Genomic DNA, 21,385 nt, shown 5'->3' with positions numbered 1-21,385 from the left:
ACTGAGGAGGTTTATGAGTTTATGAAAGGAATTATTTTAGCTGGTGGATCAGGAACAAGATTATATCCACTTACTATGGTCACATCAAAACAATTATTACCAATATATGATAAGCCAATGATTTATTATCCTATGTCTGTATTAATGAACGCAGGTATTCGAGATATTTTAATTATTTCAACACCGGCAGATACACCAAGGTTTAAAGATTTATTAGGCGATGGACATCAGTTTGGAGTAAATCTTCAGTATGCGGTTCAGCCTAGTCCAGATGGACTGGCACAGGCATTTATTATTGGAGAAGAATTTATCGGTGATGAACCGGTAGCAATGGTTCTTGGTGACAATATTTTTGCAGGCCATGGGTTAAAGAAGAGATTAAAGGCTGCGGTTGAAAATGCAGAAACAGGAAAGGGTGCGACAGTATTTGGTTACTATGTAGATGATCCGGAACGTTTCGGAATCGTAGAGTTTGATAAAAATGGAAAGGCTATTTCTATCGAGGAGAAGCCAGAACATCCAAAGAGTAATTACTGTGTAACTGGTCTGTATTTCTATGATAACCGTGTTGTAGAGTATGCAAAGAACTTAAAACCAAGTGCCAGAGGCGAACTTGAGATTACAGATTTAAACCGTATCTATTTAGAAGATAACAGCTTAAATGTAGAACTTCTTGGACAGGGATTCACATGGTTAGATACTGGAACACACGAATCTTTAGTGGATGCAACGAACTTTATCAAGACAGTAGAGCAGCATCAGCACAGAAAGATTGCCTGCTTAGAAGAAATTGCCTACTTAAATGGATGGATCTCTAAAGAGAAAGTTCTGAAAGTTTATGAAGTCTTAAAGAAAAACCAGTATGGACAATATCTGAAAGACGTACTGGATGGAAAATACCAGGAACATTTGTATTAAGAAAGAGGGCAGAAGAATGACAATTATCGTGACCGGAGGAGCCGGATTTATTGGAAGTAACTTTGTATTTCATATGTTAGATAAATATCCTGACTATAGAATTGTATGCGTGGACAAGCTTACATATGCAGGAAACTTATCTACTTTAGCACCAGTAATGGATAACCCGAATTTCCGTTTCTGCAAGATTGATATCTGTGATAGAGAAGCAATCTATAAATTATTTGAAGAAGAACATCCAGACATGGTTGTAAACTTTGCAGCAGAGTCTCATGTAGACCGTTCTATCGAGAATCCAGAGATTTTCTTAGACACAAATATTAAAGGAACTGCTGTTATGATGGATGCTTGCCGTAAATACGGTATCCAGAGATACCATCAGGTAAGTACTGACGAAGTTTATGGAGATCTTCCATTAGACAGACCAGACTTATTCTTTACAGAGGAGACACCAATCCACACAAGTTCTCCATACAGCAGCTCCAAGGCAGCAGCAGACTTATTAGTTCTTGCTTATCACAGAACTTACGGACTGCCTGTAACTATCAGTCGCTGTTCTAATAACTATGGTCCATACCATTTCCCAGAGAAGTTAATTCCGTTAATGATCGCCAATGCTTTAGTAGATAAGCCATTACCTGTTTATGGCGAAGGATTAAATGTTCGTGACTGGTTATATGTCGAAGATCATTGTCGTGCGATTGACTTAATCATTCATAACGGACGTGTTGGAGAAGTTTATAATGTCGGCGGTCATAATGAAATGAAGAACATCGACATTGTAAAGATTATCTGTAAAGAACTTGGAAAGCCAGAAAGTCTGATTACTCATGTAACAGACCGTAAAGGTCATGATATGCGTTACGCTATCGACCCAACAAAGATTCACAACGAATTAGGTTGGTTACCAGAAACAAAATTTGAAGACGGAATCAAAAAGACAATTCAGTGGTATTTAGATAACAAGGAATGGTGGGAGACAATCATTTCCGGTGAATATCAGAACTACTACGAGAAAATGTACGGAAACAGATAAGAATATTAGGAGCGATAAGAAATGAAAGTATTTGTAACAGGCGTGGCAGGCCAGCTTGGTCATGATGTCATGAATGAATTAAGTAAAAGAGGTTATGAAGGAATCGGCTCTGACATCGCTCCAGAATATTCTGGAGTGCAGGACGGAAGTGCCGTTACAACAATGCCTTATGTTTCTTTAGACATTACAGATAAAGAAGCAGTAGAAAAAGTTCTCACAGAACAGAAACCAGATGTTGTTGTCCACTGTGCAGCATGGACGGCAGTAGACCTCGCAGAAGATGATGATAAAGTAGAAAAAGTTCGTGCTATCAATGCTGGTGGAACAGAAAACATCGCTAAAGTCTGCAAAAAACTTGACTCCAAAATGGTTTACATTTCTACAGACTATGTGTTTGACGGACAGGGTACAGAACCGTGGTTACCAGACTGTACTGACTACAAACCATTAAACGTCTACGGTCAGACAAAGTTAGAAGGTGAGCAGGCAGTAAGCGGTAACCTCGATAAATATTTCATTGTCCGCATTGCATGGGTATTTGGAGTAAATGGAAAGAACTTCATCAAAACAATGCTTAACGTAGGAAAAACACACGATACCGTTCGTGTCGTATCCGACCAGATTGGAACACCAACCTACACTTACGATTTAGCAAGACTTCTCGTAGACATGATTGAAACCGATAAATACGGTTACTATCACGCAACCAACGAAGGCGGCTATATTTCCTGGTATGATTTCACCTGTGAGATTTTCAAACAGGCAGGATATACCACAAACGTAGTACCTGTGACCACAGAAGAATATGGCTTATCCAAAGCAGCCCGCCCATTCAACAGCAGACTCGATAAATCCAAACTTGTAGAAGCAGGATTTACCCCATTACCAACATGGCAGGATGCATTGAGCAGATATTTACAAGAGATTGAATACTAAAGATTTGAAATAAAAAAAGGAAGTAATAAAAAATGGGACAAATAAAAGTGACAAAGGCTCCAATCGAGGGATTATATGTAATTGAGCCTACCGTTCATGGAGATGATCGTGGATATTTTATGGAGACTTACAATCTTAATGATATGAAAGAAGCAGGTCTTGATATGAATTTTGTACAGGACAATCAAAGTATGAGTACAAAAGGTGTGTTACGAGGACTTCATTTTCAGAAACAGTATCCACAGGGAAAGCTTGTGCGAGCAATAAAAGGTCGTGTCTTTGATGTGGCTGTAGATCTTCGCTCTGATAGCAAAACTTATGGTCAGTGGTATGGAGTAGAACTTACTGAAGAAAATAAAAAACAGTTTTACATTTCAGAAGGATTTGCTCATGGATTTTTAGTATTAAGCGACACGGCAGAATTCTGTTATAAATGTACAGATTTTTATCATCCGGGTGATGAAGGTGGTCTTGCATGGAATGATCCAGAAATTGGAATAGAATGGCCGGATTTAGTGGGAAGATATAATGGAACGTCATCTGCAGAAGGATATATGCTGAAAGATGGAACAAAACTAAATTTATCGGACAAAGATCAGAAATGGGTTGGATTAAAAGATACGTTTAAATTTTAAGAACTAATATATGTGAGGAAGAAATTTATGATTATTACAAAGACACCTTTTAGAATGTCATTTTTTGGCGGTGGAACTGATATGCCATCATTTTTTCAGGAAAATGGAGGCTCTGTATTGTCAACAACATTTGATAAATATTGTTATGTAAATGTGAGACATTTACCACGCTTTTTTGATTATTCCACAGAGCTTTCTTATTCAAAAACAGAGAGAGTTACAGATGTTGAAGATATTCAGCATCCGGCAATTAGAAATGCAATGAAGTTTTTGGATATGCATGAAATTCGTTTAACATATGAAGCAGATTTACCGGCTCGTTCTGGCTTAGGAACGAGTAGCTCTTTTGCAGTTGGTATGTTGAATGCTTTTTACGCATTAAAAGGGAAGTATGCTGATAAGAAAAAACTTGCAGATGAAGCAATTTATTTGGAGAGAGAATTGTGCCAGGAAGCTGGCGGTTGGCAAGACCAGATAGCAGCATCATTTGGAGGTTTTAATCGTATTAACTTTACAGATGAAGGCTATGAAGTACTTCCTTTAATTATTTCTCCAGAGAGAAAAAAACAGCTTAATCAAAACTTGATGATGTTCTTTACTGGATTCACACGTTTTTCATCAGATGTTCAGAAAGCAAATGCAGCAGGAAAAGTAGACAAGACAGCACAGCTTAAAGAAATGCTTTCTTTAGTAGATGATGCGGAAAAGGTATTAACAGATAAAACAGTCGATTTAGATGAATTTGGACGCATGTTAGATCATACATGGAAATTAAAAAGACAAACTGGAAATGCAGTTTCTACAAGCAATATAGATATTCTGTATGAAAAAGGAATCAAAGCTGGCGCATTAGGAGGAAAATTACTTGGTGCAGGCGGAGGCGGTTTCTTAGTTTTTTATGTACAACCAGAAAAACAAGCAGAAGTTAGAGAAGCAATGAAGGAATTGATGTATATTCCATTTTCTTTTGAAGATGGAGGAACAAGAGTTATCCATTATACTCCAGAATCATATGAACCATTAGTGTAAGGAGAAACATAACATGAAAGTTGTAATTATGGCTGGCGGAAAGGGAACAAGAATTTCTTCAGTTGCCAGTGACATTCCAAAACCTATGATAAAAATTGAAGGCAAACCTGTTTTGGAACATGAGATTGAATGCTTACGAGATCAGGGTTTCAAAGACATTATTCTTACCGTAAGTCATCTGGGTAATATAATAATGGACTATTTTGGTGATGGAAGCAGTATTTCTCCGGTAACAGGTAAGAGTTTTGGTGTAAACATTGAGTATTATTTTGAAAAAGAACCTTTAGGAAATGCTGGTGCTTTATTTAAAATCAAAGACAAGTTGACAGAAGACTTTCTTCTTTTAAATGCTGATGCAATGTTTGATGTGGATTTTAACAGATTTGTTGAATTCCATAAATCTCATGGTGGAATGGTTACGTTATTTACACATCCTAATAGTCATCCGTATGATAGTGGTCTGATTATAGCAGATGAAAATGGGACTGTACAGAAGTGGCTGGCAAAAGAAGATGAGAGACCAACTTATTATAAAAACAGAGTCAATGCTGGTCTTCATGTAATTTCACCAGAAATTTTGAAACAAGAAATTGACACTCCTAAAATTGATTTGGATAGACAGCTTTTAAAACCTTTATCTGGAACTGGTAAGATGTTTTGTTATGATAGCCCTGAATATGTAAAAGATATGGGAACACCAGATAGATACTATGCAGTGTGTGAAGATTTTAAAGCCGGAAATGTTCAGGGAAAAAACTTAAAAAATAAACAGAAGGCTATTTTTCTTGATAGAGATGGAACAATTAACAAATATGTTGGATTTTTGAGAAATATAGATGAGTTTGAATTACTTGATGGTGTATCGGAAGCAATTAAAAAAATAAATGAATCGGGATATTTGACGGTTGTAGTGACAAATCAACCAGTGATTGCTCGTGGGGAAGTAAGTTTTGAGGAATTGGAGAAAATCCACAACAAAATGGAAACTTTATTAGGCAAAGATGGTGCGTATATAGATGGATTATATTATTGCCCACATCATCCACACAAAGGATATGAAGGTGAAAGGCCTGAATTAAAGGTAGAGTGTGAATGTAGAAAACCGAAGCCTGGTATGCTGATAAAAGCAGCAGAAGATTTTAACATAGATTTAGAGAAATCTTGGATGATAGGTGATGGTGAAAATGATGTTCTGGCAGGAAAAAATGCTGGATGTAAAACAGTATTAATTGGTAGTCAAGATTATCAACAGGATTATACTGTTTCATCATTAAAAGAGTTTGTAGATAAAATGTTGTAATTGGAAAAAGGAGTTTTAAAGCAATGAGAAAACTAGAAGAAAGATTACAGAAACACATTGATTTATTAGTAGAAAGATACCCTGTATTAAAGAGTATTGAACAGTCTATTATTGACGCATATTTAGTTATGGAAGAATGTTATGAAAACGGTGGGAAACTGTTGATTGCAGGAAATGGAGGGTCAGCAGCGGATTCAGAGCATATAGCTGGTGAATTAATGAAAAGATTTAAAACTCCTCGTCCGGTAAAAAAAGAATTTGCAGATAAACTTATTGAGATTGATCCAGAGAGAGGATCACAACTTGCAAATAATCTGGAGTGTTCGCTGATGGCGATTCCATTAGTAGCACATGAAGCGTTAACTACAGCATATATTAATGATGTTGATGGTTTAGGTGTATTTGCACAGCAGTTATTTGGATTTGGAAAAGAAGGAGATGTATTCTTAGGAATTTCCACATCTGGAAATAGTAAAAATGTGTTGCCTGCTACTGTAGTTGCACGTGCATTAGGAATTAAAGTTGTTGGACTTACGGGAGAAAAAGGTGGCGAATTAGCCAAGGTAGCGGATGTGGCTGTGAAAGCTCCAGCAACAGAAACATATATGGTTCAAGAATTACATTTGCCAATTTATCATTGTTGGTGTCTTATGCTTGAAGATAAATTTTTTGGAGCGTAAACAAAATGAATAAAACAAAAAAAATATTATTTGTTATGCCGAGGTTGCCATTTCCGGCAACTTCGGGTAGAAAAACTTCCTTATATCATTATTGCCGGATATTATCTGAAGAATTGGGATATAGACTAATAGTTGCAGCTTTTCTTGAAAAAGGAGATGACCCTCAATTAAGACCAGAATTTATTGATAGACTGGAAATATTGCCAAAACCATCAGCAACGACAAAGATTAAAAATATTTTTGTGGATTCTGTATTATTGAAGAAAAAGCCAATGCAGGTTTCATTATATTGGAATCCAAATGCTAAGGTTGTGATTGATAAAATAGTGAAGGAAGAACAACCGGATATAATTATTGGTGATATGGTCAGAAGTACAGAATATATTAAGAATTATCCGATATACCGTATTGCAGATTTAGATGATCGTATTTCATTACGTTATCAACGACAGCTTGATTATGATATTTCAGGTATAAATCCATATGGAGCTTTTTTAAATACTGTTCCTGAAATTATTCAGAAGATTATGTTATGGAAACCATTGAAGGTTTATGTGGTAAAAAATGAAATTAAATTGCTAAAAAAATATGAGTTGGAAATTGCAAAGCAGTGTGATAAGACTGTTTTAGTGGCTCAAAAAGAGGTTGATGCACTTAATAAAGAATTACATGAAGATAAAGCATACGCTATTCCTATTGGGGTAGATGTTAATTATTTTTCGTACAGAGAAAATTTTTCTGAAGAAAATTATATCGGTTTTTTAGGGGCAATGAGTGTAGCACATAATGAAAATGCAGTTAGACATTTTATTGCGGATATTTTACCGCAAATAGTAAAGGAAAGACCAGAGGCTAAGTTTTTAGTTATAGGTGGTGGAGCTTCAGAAGATTTGAGAAAACTTGAATCAGATCATGTACATTTTACTGGAAGAGTAGATGATGTACGAGATTATCTGGAAAAATGTAAGGTATTTGTATGTCCCATGACGTTTGGTAGTGGAATTAAAACAAAAAATCTTGAGGCTATGGCAATGGGAATAGCGACTATTACAACAACAATAGGTGCAGAAAATATCGATGCAGAGAATATGCAAGAGTGGATTATGGTTGATAATAGTGATGAGTTTGCAGAATCGGTTGTAAAGCTATTAGAAGATGATGCTTTTAGACATTATATCGGTGAAAGTGGGAATAAATTTATAAATCAAAATTATACATGGAATGTAACGAAAAATAAATTTGACAAATTGTTAAAAACGATAAAATAACGTTAATCATAAAGTAAAGCATGAAAGGAATTACATATTTGGGAAGCAAGGGTATGTATAGAAATATGAAAATAGGAATATGGGGATATTATGGTTTTGATAACCTTGGAGATGATTTGATTCTTGATACAATGTTATCATGGATTCGTGACATAGATAAAACAGCAGAAGTAAGTGTATTTATAAAAAAAGATCAGGAGGAACAGATACTAAAAAAAAATAATATAAAAAGACAAGAAAAAAGAACAATATCAGCGGCATTGAAATTTGCGTGGAATGAGGCTGATCTGTTTATTATAGGAGGTGGAGGAATTTTTCCCTCATGGACAGCCTCAAGACTAATGTTTTATTCAATGATTGCATTTATAATGAAAATCAAAAAAAAGAAGTGTATATGTCTTGGCGTTGGGGTTGAAGAAAAAAATCTCTTGAGAAAAAGTAACCGTTTTTGGCTGGAAATTTTAACTCGAATGGTAGATAGTTTTACAATTAGAGAATTAAAATTAAGAGAAGATGATGAAATCAAGCCTATTAAAAGTGAAAAATACATTCAGCCAACAGCGGATATTGTGTTTTCACGTTTTGTAAAAAAATTACAGAAAGAGAATAAAAGATTCAATATTTTTTTGGCGGATATATTTGATATATTTCCAGATTTGGATAAAGAAGTATTTGAAAAAGAAATTGTTGAAATTGTCCAACAAATCATTAGTATGGGGTATGAAGTATATTTGATTCCATTTACAAACACAAAAGATCAAAAATTTGATGATATGATTTGCGGCAAAGTGAATTCTAAACATTGTCATAGTATAGAATATTCGAAAGATATAGATAAAATTACTGATGAAATTGCTAAGGGTCAATTTTCTTTATGTATGAGATTTCATGCTATTGTGCTGTCAACAATATATGATATTCCGATGTGTTCAATATCGTATGGTGATAAGAGTAGTAAATTAATGGCTCGCATAAACATGAAAGAATATAATATTGATTTTGGTGATAATAATGGAATCCAAAAAAAATATATTAATTTAGATTCAAAAAACGTGATGAAAAAAATATGTATGATGATTAAAGATGAAAAAGAGATTCGTGAAAAGTTAGTAAAACAAAGTGATATATTAAAAAAAGAATCTTTAGAAAACTATTATATTTTAAAAGAATATATGGAGTAATGATTTATGAAAGTATTGATAGATGATGGACTGAGAATACAATTAGGAACAGGCATTGGAAATTATTGTCTGTATTTATATAAATCTTTAAAAAATAGAGGATGTAATGTTGAATTGAGTGATTATAAGGCAACATCTAAAAATCGAAAGTTAAAAAGATTACAATATATGAGATACATAAATAGTTCTCAATTTAGAAGAAAAATAGAAGGGTATGATATTGTTCATTTCGCAGGGCAATTTTTACCTATGAAAAAAGTAAAAGGTGTAAAATATGTGGTTACGGTTCATGATTTAACATCTTTTATTCATCCGGAAACAATGTCTTTTTTTACGGCATTAACATCAAGATTAAAAATAAAAAGAATTATGAAAAATGCTGATGCTATAGTAACTGTTTCAAATTCTGTCAAAAAAGAAATGACAGAATATTTTCCAAGATATTCACAAAAAGTAACGCCAATATATCCGGGAAATTATGATAATATAAAGAAAATAGATAATATGGATCAATTTGATAATGAAAATTTGAAAAATGTGGAAAATAATCCGTTTTTCTTATTTGTTGGAACGATTGAAAAAAGAAAAAATGTAGGTTTAATAATTGACTCTTTTATAAAGTTAAAAGAAAAAACAAAAGAGGCACATAATTATAAGTTAGTGCTTGCAGGTAGGCCAGGTTTTGGATATGAAGAATTTTTTAAAGTAGCACAAGAATCTAAATTCTCACAGGATATTATATTTACAGGGTATACATCAAATGATGATTGTAGCCGATTATATTGTAGGGCAGCAGCATATATTTTTCCTACAGTATATGAGGGATTTGGTTCAACACAATTAGAATGTATGTATTGTCATACACCAATTATTTTAAGTGACATTCCAACAAATCGTGAAATATCAAAAAATTATGGCCTTTTCTTTTCTTTAGAAAGTATAGATTCGTTGGTTGAACAGATGATGGTGATTGTAAATGGAAAATATGATTATGAGAAACACAATAGGTTAGCAGACGAATATTTAAAGAATTTTGATTGGGATGATATAGCGGATGAATATGTCAAGTTATACGAGGAGATAGAAAATAAAAAATGAAAGAAAAATCGGTATTTATAATTCTTCTGAATTATAAAGGATATGAAGATACAACAGCGTGTATAAACAGTCTTAGAAAAGTTAGTTATCAAAATTATCATATTATTGTAGTCGATAATTGTTCTGATGATGGATCTTATGAGAGATTAAAAGAAGAAAATCCAGATTGCATAGTAAAGTTGGCTGAAGAAAATAATGGATTTTCGGCAGGAAATAATATAGGTATTCGTTATGCTATGGATCATGGAGCAGATTATATTATGTTGTTAAATAACGATACAGAAGTTAAGCCTGATTTCTTGGAAAAGATGGTAAATGTTGCAGATGATAACATAGTAGTAACGCCATCCATTTACTTTTATTCAGAACCCAATGAGATATGGTATGCGGATGGAAGAATAAATTATTCAAGATGTACAGTGAGTAATGGAAATGACAAAGAAAGTAAATACTGTAATTATGCATCGGGCTGTTGTCTATTGATGCCACGAAAGGTTATTGGAAAAGTAGGATACTGGGCAGAAGAATATTTTATGTATTATGAGGATATGGATTATTCAATTAGAATACTCCAAAATGGATTCAAGATTTTTTATAATAAGGATGCTGTTGTATATCATAAAGTAGGTAGAACAGCAGGGAGAAAGTCAGAACTTAGCATTTATTATAATGTCAGAAATCGTTTTTACATAATGAAGAAGTATAATTTTGAAAAAAGATGTTGGATATATACTTTATTTACGAGAATTGTTCGTGGAATAGAGGGAATAATAAAAAATTCCAATGAGGCTATTACATTTCAAGCTCTGTTAGATTATAAGAAAGGATACATGGGAAAAAGAAAGGAAATCTAAAATGCAATTGATGGTAAAAAAAAGCACCATAGAAAAAAATATTCAAAATATTTTTATAATTTTTATGCTAATAATGAGTGTTTTAGTAACATTTTACGACGGAAGCTTAAATATGATATTTTACTATACTATTCTGGGTATATGTTGTTACTTTTTCATGTTTAAGAATCATTGTACGATAAAAAAGAAAATTTATCCAATATTACTATATGGTATGCTAACAATCGGAAGTACCTTTTTTAACGGATTTATTGGAAGTGATTATGCACTTGTCCAAATGCTTTGGAGGACATTAAGAATTTTTTGTACAATTTTAGTTGGGTATTATTATTCAGAATATTCAGATGAGAAAAGCCGAAAAAAAATGTATTATATTATTTATATTTTAATACTGATTTCTGTTGCATATGGATTTTATCAAAATATTGCAGGAATTGGTTGGGGTTATAATAGTAGGATGGATTCTTTTTTTGGACATCCAATAACATATGGAAGTATACTAATATTTGGGTTTTGGATGACGCTGTATTTGTTTAAATCTGTATTGGTAAGGGGAGTATTTAATATATATATTATTATGGGACTACTTTCTACTAGAAGTAGATCTGCATGGATAGCGTTAGCTTTGATGGTGGTATTATTTCTTATTAAAAGTAGTTCTGATAAACTTGATAAGAAAAAAATCTTTTTTTTAATATTTTGTATTGCTGCTGGGATTGTTTTCACATTTACACCACAGTTTGAAACAATTTATGAGTTTATTTTTTCAAGATTTTCTGGAACAATGGAAAGTGCATCAGCTACACAAAGACTAGGAAGTTATGCGTATATTTTTATGCGTTTAATAGGTGGAAATCCAATTCATATATTTTTTGGATATGGTGAAGGAGCAGCTAACAGTGTAATGGAAATGACAACGATTACCTTAGCATCCTTTGCAACAACAGATTGCCAATATTTAACGATCTTATATAATTATGGATTACTTGGACTGTTAATGATAATTTTATTTGCAATTAAAATTGTTAAAAATTATTTTAAAACTGCTTGTGATCCTGAACAGGAAATGCTAATTCTTTCAATATTAGGTGGCGGTTATGTTACAGCTATTTTTTATGATATATATGGATGGTTAAGTATATCAACATTATTAATGTTATTTATTGGCATATATTATGGAAAGGAAAAGTAAGTATATGAAATCCAAATATATATTGAAAAAAATTAAGAAAGAAATTATATTGTCGAGATTAAATGCGGAATGGAAAAAAGAAAACAAACATAATCATACTTCTATAGGGAAAATATGTAATTTGGATTGCATTACTGTTGAAAAAGAAAGCTATGGAGTATTAAATGTTAATAATTTTGATCATGATCCATCAAATATGGTTGGACTGGAAATTGGGAATTATTGTTCAATAGCTGATGATGTTAATTTTTTATTGGCAGGCGAACATAATATGAGTTATATATCAACGTTTCCGTTTATGAGATATACACCAGACCAAAAAGTATTAAGTGACAGTTTATCGAAAGGAAAAATAATTATAGAAGATGATGTTTGGATTGGCTATGGTGCTACAATATTATCGGGAGTTACAGTTGGTCAGGGGGCAGTTATTGCCACCAGAGCAGTAGTAACCAAAAACGTTCCAGAGTATGCCATAGTTGGCGGAGTACCAGCCAAAGTTATTAAATACAGATTTAGTCCAGAAATGATTAAAGTGATGCGTAATATAGATTATTCTAAAATAGATTTTAGTGTGGTAAAAAATAATCCGGATTTATTCAATTATTCAATTGAAGAGACACCTGTAAATGAAATAAAAGAAAGATTAATTAAAATGGGAGTTTACAAGGATACCGATGAATAATAGTAAGAAAACAATAACAAGCATTATAGGAGTGACTTTAAGTAATTGTACGACCATATTATCTGGTATTGTAATAGGTTTCCTTATACCTAAAATATTGAGCGTAGATAGTTATGGATTGTATAAAACATTTACTTTGTATACAACATATATTGGATTTTTTAGTCTGGGAATTATTGATGGAATTGTTCTTGATTATGGTGGTTACAATTTTGAACAATTGAATAAAGAAAAGTTCCGGAGCTTTTTCAAATGGTATATGTTTGTACATTTTATTGGATTTATTGTACTGGCAATAATTAGCTTTTTCCTAAAAAATGGTGATTTTAAATTTATTATTTTGTTATTAGGAATAGATATGATAGCGGTGAATGTAACGGGGTATTATCAACAAATATCACAATTTACGCAGCGGTTTCGTGAATATTCTATTAGAAAAGTATTACAATCGGCGAGTAACATAGTTATTGTTTTACTTATGTTTGGATATTATTATACTCAAAAAAGCGAAATTGGATATCAGATTTACGTCTTTGCATTGGTGTTGGTAAATGTATTATTGACCGTATGGTATGTATATACATATCGAAGTATTTCCTTTGGAAAATCAGAAAGGATGAGTGATATGAGAGGAGAAGTCATTCATCTTATAAAAATAGGTTTTCCATTATTATTTGCAAATCTATGTGCTACGCTGATTTTAACATTAGACAGACAGTTCGTAAATATTTTATTTGATACTTCAACATATGCTGTATATGCTTTTGCCTATAACATGCTTTCACTGGTTACAGTAGCAACATCTGCTATAGCAACAGTTCTTTATCCTACATTAAAAAGATCTACAAAGGAAAGTATGGTTGAGAATTATCCAAGACTTATAGCACTTATGCTTTTATTAGTATTTGCTGCAAATGCAGTATATTTTCCTTTATGCTGGTTTGTAAAATGGTTTTTACCTAAATATAACGATTCCTTAGTGATTTTTAGAATAATATTTCCAGGACTTGCAATAAGTTCCGCTGTGACGGTTGTAATGCACAACTATTATAAAGTATTGGGAAAAAATCTACGTTATTTTTTTAAGAGCTTAATTGTATTGGGAATATCAGCTTTAGCAAATGGAATTGCGTATGTCACTTTTAAGACACCGGCATCTATATCAGTTGCATCCATAATTACAATGGTTATATGGTATGTATTTATAGAACAATACTTTGTTAAAGAAATAGGATATAGAAGATGGAAAAATCTTATATATTTATTATTTATGATTACGATTTTTTATGCATCAAGTGCGATTTCAAATATATGGTTAGGATTTTTGATTTACATTGTTGTGTATAGTGCGGTTACATATTTACTTTTTAAAAATGTTATAATTTCAAGTCTAAGAAAAGTATTTGAAAGGAAGGTATGATACTGGAACAATAAGAAGGGAATGAGAAAATATTTTATCAATGATTTTGTTAAACATGAAGGAGCCATTATCTTATGTTCCTTTGTGTTTAACCTTGGCAATGTTGGGACTTATGCCTATTAGTATTGTGCTATGGAAAAATAAGAAATTAACATTATGTAGTATTATATGGTGGTATTGTATGCTGGCATATGTATTAATAGTAATTATGATAACTATTTTTTCCAGAGAGCCAGGTTCAAGAAAAGGTATAGATTTACAACTTTTTGCTACATGGGGAGCTTCTACGCAAGCAAAAGCGTATGTTATAGAAAATATTTTTATGTTTATACCATTTGGCATGTTAAGAGCCATTAGAAAAAAGAAAAATTCCAAAACGAAAGAAATATTCATATATATAACGGCATCTTGTCTTATAGAAGGAATCCAGTTAATTACTGGTAGAGGATATTGCCAGTTAGATGATGTTATTATGAATATTCTTGGAGGAATATTGGGATATATTTTTATAAAATTTTTGAATACTATTTGGAGAAAAATGTGTGAAAGGAACTAAAATTAATGGAAGCTTTATATTGGTTAGGGGGACAATTCCAAAACCTGCTTGATCCGGGAACTGCACTGGGGGCTTTTTTAATAAGTTGTTTGGCGGGGTGGACATGCTCTTTTATAGCTGGTGCAAAGTGGAAAGAACATACGATGAAAAAGAATAAAATTACCAGTGGTGAAATTAAAGGCTCAATTCATCAGGATATGCATACTCAAGCACAGGGAGATTCAAGTGTTATACGGAAGACTTCAAAAAAGAATGAGATTAATGTTAAAAAGGTTGATGGTGATGTTTGGCAGGATTCAGAAAAATAAAAAGAAGAATAATATTTCTGCAGACATAGTTAATGGGAACATCATACAGGATTCATCTGTAGAAAATAATTATATAACGATTAATGATCCAGCGATTGCAATTCGTAATATAGGAAAAAATTCTGAAAAATTGACAAAATGTTTTGAGAGCATAAGAGCATCATTAGCTTCACAGCATAAATTATATCCGTATTATGAAACTGGAATCCAGGAAATCAATGGTAAAAATTTTTTATATAGTAGACCACTTGTTCCAGAAGCTAAAACAAAATATCCAAATCGGATAAAGGGAAGATTTAAAATTGCGGATGAAGAAGTAGCTGGAAAATACTCGTTGAAAGAAATGGCACGAAGAGCATATATTTCGCAAAAGCCTGTTGAGTTAGAACCAGTTGAAATGATAAAAATGCTTGGTGAGGAAATAGATCCATATCAAGATGGCTTTTTAGAAGAAGTAAAAAATACTAATTTCAGATTAGTGCCTGAAAAATTACCGGAAGCAATTTCGTGTATATTAAAGGTAGATGGCTCTGACTTGGAATATGATGTGATGATGAAGATTCAACCAGTTGATCCAGATAAACATATTTTATGTATCGCAAATGAAAATGACAATGATGGTTTGAAAATTATAATCGTATACAGTTTAGTGGATAGAAAAATATCACTTACTTATAGATTGAGTTTTGGTACATGGAGTGATGTGAGAAAATTTACGCTATTCCAGATGACTGCATTAAAAGGCTCAGTAATAAAAATAGAAACAAAGGAAGAAAAAGAAGAATTATTCAAAGCAACATTGCAAGAACCGCTTAGTTCAGAAAGTATTGAAGAGTTAAAAGGAGATTTGGAGTTAATAAAAAATGTAATTTTGGTAGAATCAGAATTTGGAGTATCATTCAGTATTTCTGATGGCTTTGATAATGATGATCAGGAGATGCTTTATTTTCTGGCTAATAGTATTAGGAAAATTCCACAGGAAATGCAATGGACTTCATATAATGCAGAGGCAAGATTGACTCCTGCAACAGAAGTAGATACAAAAGATTTATTTAAGCCAGAGTTTTCTATTAAGTATACAGAAATTGTTAATATCAAAATTCAACAGTTATGGATTAAAGACATTAAAATCAGTAATGAATTGAAATGTTGTAGATTTGCGAATCCAGATCAAGCGTACAAAGATTTTATAGCAGCACAGCAGTCAGAGGATAAACGAATCAAGATTGATTTAGTGCCAGCAGATAAAGAGAGAAAGGCATCACGAATAGCTGTATTTGAATAATGAAACAACCTTTACTTCAGACATTTATATGGAAATTATTGAATTGTGTGAATAGAAAATATGTTCCGGAAATTCTGAAATTTACAGTTGTTTCCAGAGTAGCTTATATGAAAGAAAAGATATACATAATCTCCAGAAATATTATATTATATGTGATTGGATTGACATGGTGATGCGGATTAAGTGAATATTTTGAAGAAAACGTGAATGGAATAGTGAAAATATTTGTTAAATTCACCCTAAAATAATAAATAGATTGAACTTAGAATATATGGGATGTATAATTATAGAAAATGAGGAAGGAAAACTGTAATGGCAGAAAAACTAAATATAGATGAACAGATAGAGGAAGCTAGGTTGTCATTGGAAAGAGTTAATAACTGGATTAATAGTTGCGATTCTAAAGCTAGTATAATATTAGCTTTAATAGGTGTATTATTGACTATTATCTTTACTAGCGATAGCTTAAGTGCTATGGGGGAACTATTTAATAAGTTATTTTTAGAGAATAAGATTAGCACATGGTTATATTTGTGTTTTTTTACTGTATCAATTGGTATTTTAGTATATGGTATTGTTCATTTAGTGTTTGTTTTGATTGCAAGAGTAGAAATAAAGAGTAGTAAAGAAAAGAACTCCATATTATTTTTTGAAAGTATTGGGGAAAGAAAAACATTTGAATTATTTCGAGAAGATATTATGAAAATGAACAAAAAATCTTATTTAGATGATTACCTTTCTCAAATTTATGTAAACTCTAAAATTGCCAGTAAAAAATATAAAAATTATAATACAGGACTTAGGTGGACCTGTGTTGGTTTGATTCTATTTGTAATAATACTTCTAATTGGATTAAATTTATATTGAGAAAAAGTGAATTTAGGGAGGGGACTAGAGTGAATATGCGATCAGAGATAAAGTTTCTAGAGAAATGCACTTTTGAACAAATTGAACAGATTACAAATTGTTTACAGGAACAATTTCCTGTGTCATCCAGGTGGGAAATACAGAAGATAAAAACTCGTGATATAATACCTTTATGTAAAAATGTATATACTGAACGATTGAAATTTGCACGAAAAAGTATAGATAATTGTAAAAAATATAATATTCCTTTATTTTATCCATACATGATTACATATGCTGATGGAAGTCAACACATAATTGTACCACCTATTATAGAAAATCGTGGAGGAAAATTTTATTTGGGTGATGGGATGCATAGAATATATAGCCTAATAAAATTTGATATAGAATTTGTTTATGCGATAATTGTACACGATTGTTGTTTACCTTTGCCAGGAATTCCACAAAAATGGAGTAAGATTAGGACTCAACAGCTTCAATTACCAGGTCATTTAAATTTTGAAAATTTTTGCAGGGAAGGTCTTACAGGATATTCCAGGTTTTGTAATAGTGATGTTTTTTGGAAATATACGGAGGATGAAAAGTGGACTATGGAGAAATTTTAGAAGAATTAATTTCATGTAAAGAAATAATCGCTATTGCACTTGGAGGTTCGAGGTCAAGAGGAGAAAATACACCTAATTCAGATTATGATTTGTTTTGTGTTGTATGTGATAAAAAATTTGAATTATTTCGGAGAGAGTTTGCAAGTTTTCTTGAGAAAATTTCATGTGTAAAATATGCGGCTGAAGTTTTTTATTTAGAAAATTGGGGATATTTGTTTAAAGCGATAGATTCAGATGGAATTATATATGATATTTCTATTATATCTAAAGCAAGAATACAAGAAATGGGTATACGTTCAACTAATAAAATCATAAAGGATACTGACAATGTATATCAACATTTTGTAGAGCAAGCAAATGATAATGATTTTTTGGTAAGCAAACTGGAAAAAGAGCGACTTAAAGATTATGGAACTCTTTATGGGTTTGAGAGAAAGAGATTTTCGCAGGCAATTTCAAAAGAAGATTATTGGTATGCTGTTCGCTGTCTGGAACGTATGAAAAATTATTTGATTCGGTGTGTAAGAATTGAAAAAGAAGATTTTTCCAAATCTCAGAGTTGCCCAGAAAAGGGATATTTAGATGTAAATGATTGTTTAAAAGAAATATATATAATAGATGGAAAAATAAACACCTTAGTTTTTACAGCAGAAAAATTGGACAAACTTTTTCAAAAGATTATTATGAATGTAGATATACGAAAAAGGAGTCAGTTACATGTCGAAAGTTGAGCAAAAACTTCTTTTTATTAATATGGAGTACAGTCAAGCAGAAATTAATGAACCAATTAATGTTGATGTTTTAGCACAGTATTTTCCTAAAAAATTATTTAATAAAAATAATACTTTTTTTATATACAGAGATATTGATGATAAGAATTATTTTGAAATAGAACAATACGACATTATATTAATTTCAAGCAAGATTTCTTCGTTTAATGAATTACAGAAGATATTAGAGCTTTGTAAAAATAAAATTGTTATTTTAGGGGGAATATTGGCAATATGTGCTGCTGATAAGTTAGCTTATATTTATCGGAATGTTATATTTAATACGGGTGAAGGAGAAATAAATCTTGAAATTTTATTAAGACTGGCATATTCAGTCGAATCAATAAAGGAATTAAAAAAAATAATAAAACAGCAGGAAATCCCGAACATTACTTTCTGGGATGAAAATGAAAAGGCAGTATATTTCACTAGGAAAGAAGTATGTGATCTAAAGACTCAAGGTTGTCCCCGCCATTATAAAGTTTCGGAAATTATAAAGCAAAATGGATTAGTTCGTATGGAAACTAGTAGAGGTTGTCCATGGAATAAATGCTCATTTTGCATTATGCCTTGGAAATATTGTAATGTAAAGTGGCGTATGTTTTCATATTCAAAGATTGAAGAGGAAATAGATTTATTAATTAAATCAGGGGCAAAACAAATAATTTTTACGGATGAAGACTTCATTGGAAATTATGATCATATTATAACGTTGTGTTCTATAATTGAGAAAATTAGTCGCAAATATAAAAATAAGGTATTTTTTGGAGGTAGTACAAGTGTTTTAACTTTACTAGGGCTTGGTGAAGATTTGGATTTTTGTTTAGCAAGAATGAAAGAAGTCGGAATTTTCTTGTTATTTATAGGTATAGAATCTGGAAGTGATAGTCAGCTATTGCGTTTTAACAAAGGTGTATCATCAAAAGAAAATGAAAAAATAATATATGAGCTTCAGAAATATAGATTTCAAATTGATGTTGGATTTATTATGTTTGATGCGGATACAACTATGAAGGAATTAGAAGAAAATCTTGATTTTATCGAAAGAACAGGATTAATTAATTCAATATCTAGGTTTGCTAAAAAACTTCGTATTACTCCACATACAAGATTTTTTCAAGAATATAAAAGGCGAAATTTAATAACATCTGATTTAGACATTGATGAATTATTTTATGTATATAAGTTTACAGATCCACTAATTAATCTGATAAGTGATTATATAGAAAAAATGGATTCTGAAATTTTGAAAGAATCATATCACTTGCAGTATATTTTACGTTCGACCAATACTTTGGAACAAAAAGAAATGGCTCAAAAAAGATTAGCTTTTTTGCGTAGCTGTAGCTATAATTTTTTAAGGACATGTATTAATGAGTATAAGGAGAAAAAGAAAATATCACCAGAAACAATATTAACAATATATAATGAATGCCTGGAAAGAGAGGGACAATATGAGTGTGATTGATATTAAAGGTGAAAAATGCTGCATTTTGGATGATTATACAAGTGATGATTCAGTCCCTTTTGAAGCAGCAGAATATTGGTATTTGGATTTATTTATTATTATTTTAGATGATATGGATGGAGTTTTTTCTTCTGCAAAACAAAAGTATATGGTACTTGAATATCCGAGCTATACAGAAGTAACTATAAATAATACAATAAATGATTGTATTTGGTCAGTACCATATATGGCATATTTGTTTCAGAAAAACGGGACAAAAAGATATAAGTCGATAAAATCAATAGTAAAATTTTATAATGAACAAATAGAGTCACATAAAGAGTTATTAGATGAATTAGAAAATTATCGCTTTTATCACATGGGAATTTCTGATTATGAAAAGAAAGAAGGGAGACATTATATAGAATATAAAATATCTGCACGACAACCTGACAAGTGGAAATGCTATTATATTCAAGAACACTATATTACACAGATTGATTCATTGGGACTTTTAAATTTAGCTGATCCGGAAGGGTTACATAGTTATAGATATTATCCATTAAATTCTAAATATGATATTAGAAACGATGAGATATATTTTGATAACAAACATTTATCGTCGAATGTCGTATATTTGATAAAGTCATCATATAATAAGTTGATGCAATATTCAAATGCTATTACTAATAAATATTTAAAATATAAATTGCAAGGATTAATCTTCAAAATTGATATTGTTGGATTTACGAAATTATATAATAAAATAGCTGATCAAATGAAAAGTTTTGATGAATCCGGAAAAGAAATTGCCATACATTTTGTAGCAGGGTTATCAAGTATTTTTGAAAATAGAATGAGAGAATTTGGAGTTTATCAATATACTATTGAGGGCGATGGAATTACAGGCGTTTTACCATTTGAAAATAGAAATGAAATAGCATTGATCTTAGAATGTATAACGGAGATAAAAAAAGATATAGATGGATTAGCTGAAAAAGTAGGAGAAAGCATATGCTTAAGAGTAGCTTTAACATCAGGGGAATATTTTTATGGTAAGTTAGCTGGGCTGAGTTCTTCGAAGCAAGTATCAGGTGAAATATTTATTACACTTAGTCGAATGGATCAATTTTTACAGGAATACATAGGTACTAATAAGGAATTTTTAAAAACAGGGATAATTATTTGCTTGAATGAACAGCTATATTTAGATAATATAAAGATATTACAAGACATGAAATATACCAAAGTGCATTCAAAAGAAAAATACAGGGAAACTATAATAAAGTCAAAGCTTATATATAAGGAGGATTAA

At 31.5% G+C, this 21,385-nt stretch carries 22 protein-coding genes; all 22 read left to right on the top strand.

The annotated features are described in order from the left end of the window. Nucleotides 1–21: 21 nt before the first annotated feature. The 22 genes from rfbA to BQ7352_RS13865 all read left to right on the top strand — a co-directional run bounded on the left by rfbA (nucleotide 22) and on the right by BQ7352_RS13865 (nucleotide 21,385). The gene (rfbA, locus tag BQ7352_RS13970; protein WP_072449770.1) at nucleotides 22–918 is read left to right on the top strand and encodes a glucose-1-phosphate thymidylyltransferase RfbA; all 897 of its coding nucleotides are present in this window, start codon (nucleotides 22–24) and stop codon (nucleotides 916–918) included. Nucleotides 919–934: 16 nt separating this feature from the next. Further along, on the top strand, nucleotides 935–1,954 hold the full coding sequence (gene rfbB / locus BQ7352_RS13965; protein ID WP_072449876.1) for a dTDP-glucose 4,6-dehydratase: 1,020 nt from the start codon (nucleotides 935–937) through the stop codon (nucleotides 1,952–1,954). Nucleotides 1,955–1,975: 21 nt separating this feature from the next. Next, nucleotides 1,976–2,890 (top strand): dTDP-4-dehydrorhamnose reductase, encoded by a 915-nt coding sequence (gene rfbD, locus BQ7352_RS13960; protein WP_072449769.1) that lies wholly within the window; start codon nucleotides 1,976–1,978, stop codon nucleotides 2,888–2,890. A 32-nt stretch (nucleotides 2,891–2,922) separates the two neighbouring features. Continuing rightward, nucleotides 2,923–3,525, top strand: a complete 603-nt coding sequence (gene rfbC, locus BQ7352_RS13955) for a dTDP-4-dehydrorhamnose 3,5-epimerase (RefSeq protein WP_072449768.1) — start codon at nucleotides 2,923–2,925, stop codon at nucleotides 3,523–3,525. A 27-nt stretch (nucleotides 3,526–3,552) separates the two neighbouring features. After that, nucleotides 3,553–4,554 (top strand): GHMP family kinase ATP-binding protein, encoded by a 1,002-nt coding sequence (locus BQ7352_RS13950; protein WP_072449767.1) that lies wholly within the window; start codon nucleotides 3,553–3,555, stop codon nucleotides 4,552–4,554. A 13-nt stretch (nucleotides 4,555–4,567) separates the two neighbouring features. Further along, nucleotides 4,568–5,854 (top strand): D-glycero-beta-D-manno-heptose 1,7-bisphosphate 7-phosphatase, encoded by a 1,287-nt coding sequence (gene gmhB, locus BQ7352_RS13945; protein WP_072449766.1) that lies wholly within the window; start codon nucleotides 4,568–4,570, stop codon nucleotides 5,852–5,854. 23 nt (nucleotides 5,855–5,877) lie between these two features. Continuing rightward, entirely contained in the window at nucleotides 5,878–6,534 is a 657-nt protein-coding gene (locus BQ7352_RS13940) for a D-sedoheptulose-7-phosphate isomerase (RefSeq protein WP_072449765.1), read from the top strand. Between the two features lie 5 nt (nucleotides 6,535–6,539). Next, nucleotides 6,540–7,802, top strand: a complete 1,263-nt coding sequence (locus BQ7352_RS13935; RefSeq protein WP_072449764.1) for a glycosyltransferase family 4 protein — start codon at nucleotides 6,540–6,542, stop codon at nucleotides 7,800–7,802. Between the two features lie 53 nt (nucleotides 7,803–7,855). Then, nucleotides 7,856–8,983 (top strand): polysaccharide pyruvyl transferase family protein, encoded by a 1,128-nt coding sequence (locus tag BQ7352_RS13930; RefSeq protein ID WP_072449763.1) that lies wholly within the window; start codon nucleotides 7,856–7,858, stop codon nucleotides 8,981–8,983. A gap of 6 nt (nucleotides 8,984–8,989) precedes the next feature. After that, on the top strand, nucleotides 8,990–10,081 hold the full coding sequence (locus BQ7352_RS13925) for a glycosyltransferase family 4 protein (RefSeq protein ID WP_072449762.1): 1,092 nt from the start codon (nucleotides 8,990–8,992) through the stop codon (nucleotides 10,079–10,081). Next, entirely contained in the window at nucleotides 10,078–10,935 is an 858-nt protein-coding gene (locus BQ7352_RS13920; protein WP_072449761.1) for a glycosyltransferase family 2 protein, read from the top strand. The genes BQ7352_RS13925 and BQ7352_RS13920 overlap by 4 nt, the downstream gene beginning before the upstream one ends. A 1-nt stretch (nucleotide 10,936) precedes the next feature. Continuing rightward, nucleotides 10,937–12,127, top strand: a complete 1,191-nt coding sequence (locus tag BQ7352_RS13915; protein WP_072449760.1) for an O-antigen ligase family protein — start codon at nucleotides 10,937–10,939, stop codon at nucleotides 12,125–12,127. 4 nt (nucleotides 12,128–12,131) lie between these two features. Continuing rightward, complete coding sequence (locus tag BQ7352_RS13910) at nucleotides 12,132–12,812, top strand: CatB-related O-acetyltransferase (RefSeq protein WP_143143404.1); 681 nt, start codon at nucleotides 12,132–12,134, stop codon at nucleotides 12,810–12,812. Next, nucleotides 12,805–14,232, top strand: coding sequence for a lipopolysaccharide biosynthesis protein (locus BQ7352_RS13905; protein ID WP_072449759.1), 1,428 nt, complete (start codon nucleotides 12,805–12,807; stop codon nucleotides 14,230–14,232). Before BQ7352_RS13910 ends, BQ7352_RS13905 begins: the two co-directional genes overlap by 8 nt. 181 nt (nucleotides 14,233–14,413) lie before the next feature. Continuing rightward, nucleotides 14,414–14,788 (top strand): VanZ family protein, encoded by a 375-nt coding sequence (locus tag BQ7352_RS13900; RefSeq protein ID WP_159430650.1) that lies wholly within the window; start codon nucleotides 14,414–14,416, stop codon nucleotides 14,786–14,788. Between the two features lie 5 nt (nucleotides 14,789–14,793). Then, nucleotides 14,794–15,096 (top strand): hypothetical protein, encoded by a 303-nt coding sequence (locus BQ7352_RS13895; RefSeq protein WP_072449757.1) that lies wholly within the window; start codon nucleotides 14,794–14,796, stop codon nucleotides 15,094–15,096. After that, nucleotides 15,014–16,381 carry a hypothetical protein gene (locus tag BQ7352_RS13890; RefSeq protein ID WP_159430649.1) on the top strand — a complete coding sequence of 456 codons (1,368 nt, stop codon included), beginning with the start codon at nucleotides 15,014–15,016 and terminating at the stop codon, nucleotides 16,379–16,381. Before BQ7352_RS13895 ends, BQ7352_RS13890 begins: the two co-directional genes overlap by 83 nt. 312 nt (nucleotides 16,382–16,693) lie before the next feature. Beyond that, a complete protein-coding gene (locus BQ7352_RS13885) occupies nucleotides 16,694–17,248 on the top strand; it encodes a Pycsar system effector family protein (RefSeq protein WP_072449755.1) in 555 nt (184 codons plus the stop codon). Between the two features lie 29 nt (nucleotides 17,249–17,277). After that, complete coding sequence (locus tag BQ7352_RS13880; RefSeq protein ID WP_072449754.1) at nucleotides 17,278–17,853, top strand: hypothetical protein; 576 nt, start codon at nucleotides 17,278–17,280, stop codon at nucleotides 17,851–17,853. After that, complete coding sequence (locus tag BQ7352_RS13875; protein WP_072449753.1) at nucleotides 17,832–18,584, top strand: nucleotidyltransferase domain-containing protein; 753 nt, start codon at nucleotides 17,832–17,834, stop codon at nucleotides 18,582–18,584. The genes BQ7352_RS13880 and BQ7352_RS13875 overlap by 22 nt, the downstream gene beginning before the upstream one ends. Further along, complete coding sequence (locus BQ7352_RS13870; RefSeq protein WP_072449752.1) at nucleotides 18,571–20,091, top strand: B12-binding domain-containing radical SAM protein; 1,521 nt, start codon at nucleotides 18,571–18,573, stop codon at nucleotides 20,089–20,091. Before BQ7352_RS13875 ends, BQ7352_RS13870 begins: the two co-directional genes overlap by 14 nt. Beyond that, nucleotides 20,078–21,385, top strand: coding sequence for a nucleotidyl cyclase domain-containing protein (locus BQ7352_RS13865; RefSeq protein ID WP_072449751.1), 1,308 nt, complete (start codon nucleotides 20,078–20,080; stop codon nucleotides 21,383–21,385). Before BQ7352_RS13870 ends, BQ7352_RS13865 begins: the two co-directional genes overlap by 14 nt.

Source organism: Blautia sp. Marseille-P3201T (assembly GCF_900120295.1).
Lineage (GTDB): Bacteria > Bacillota > Clostridia > Lachnospirales > Lachnospiraceae > Blautia.
The sequence above is the reverse complement of the archived record's forward strand: the minus strand, read 5'-3'. Positions and strand labels throughout refer to the sequence as shown.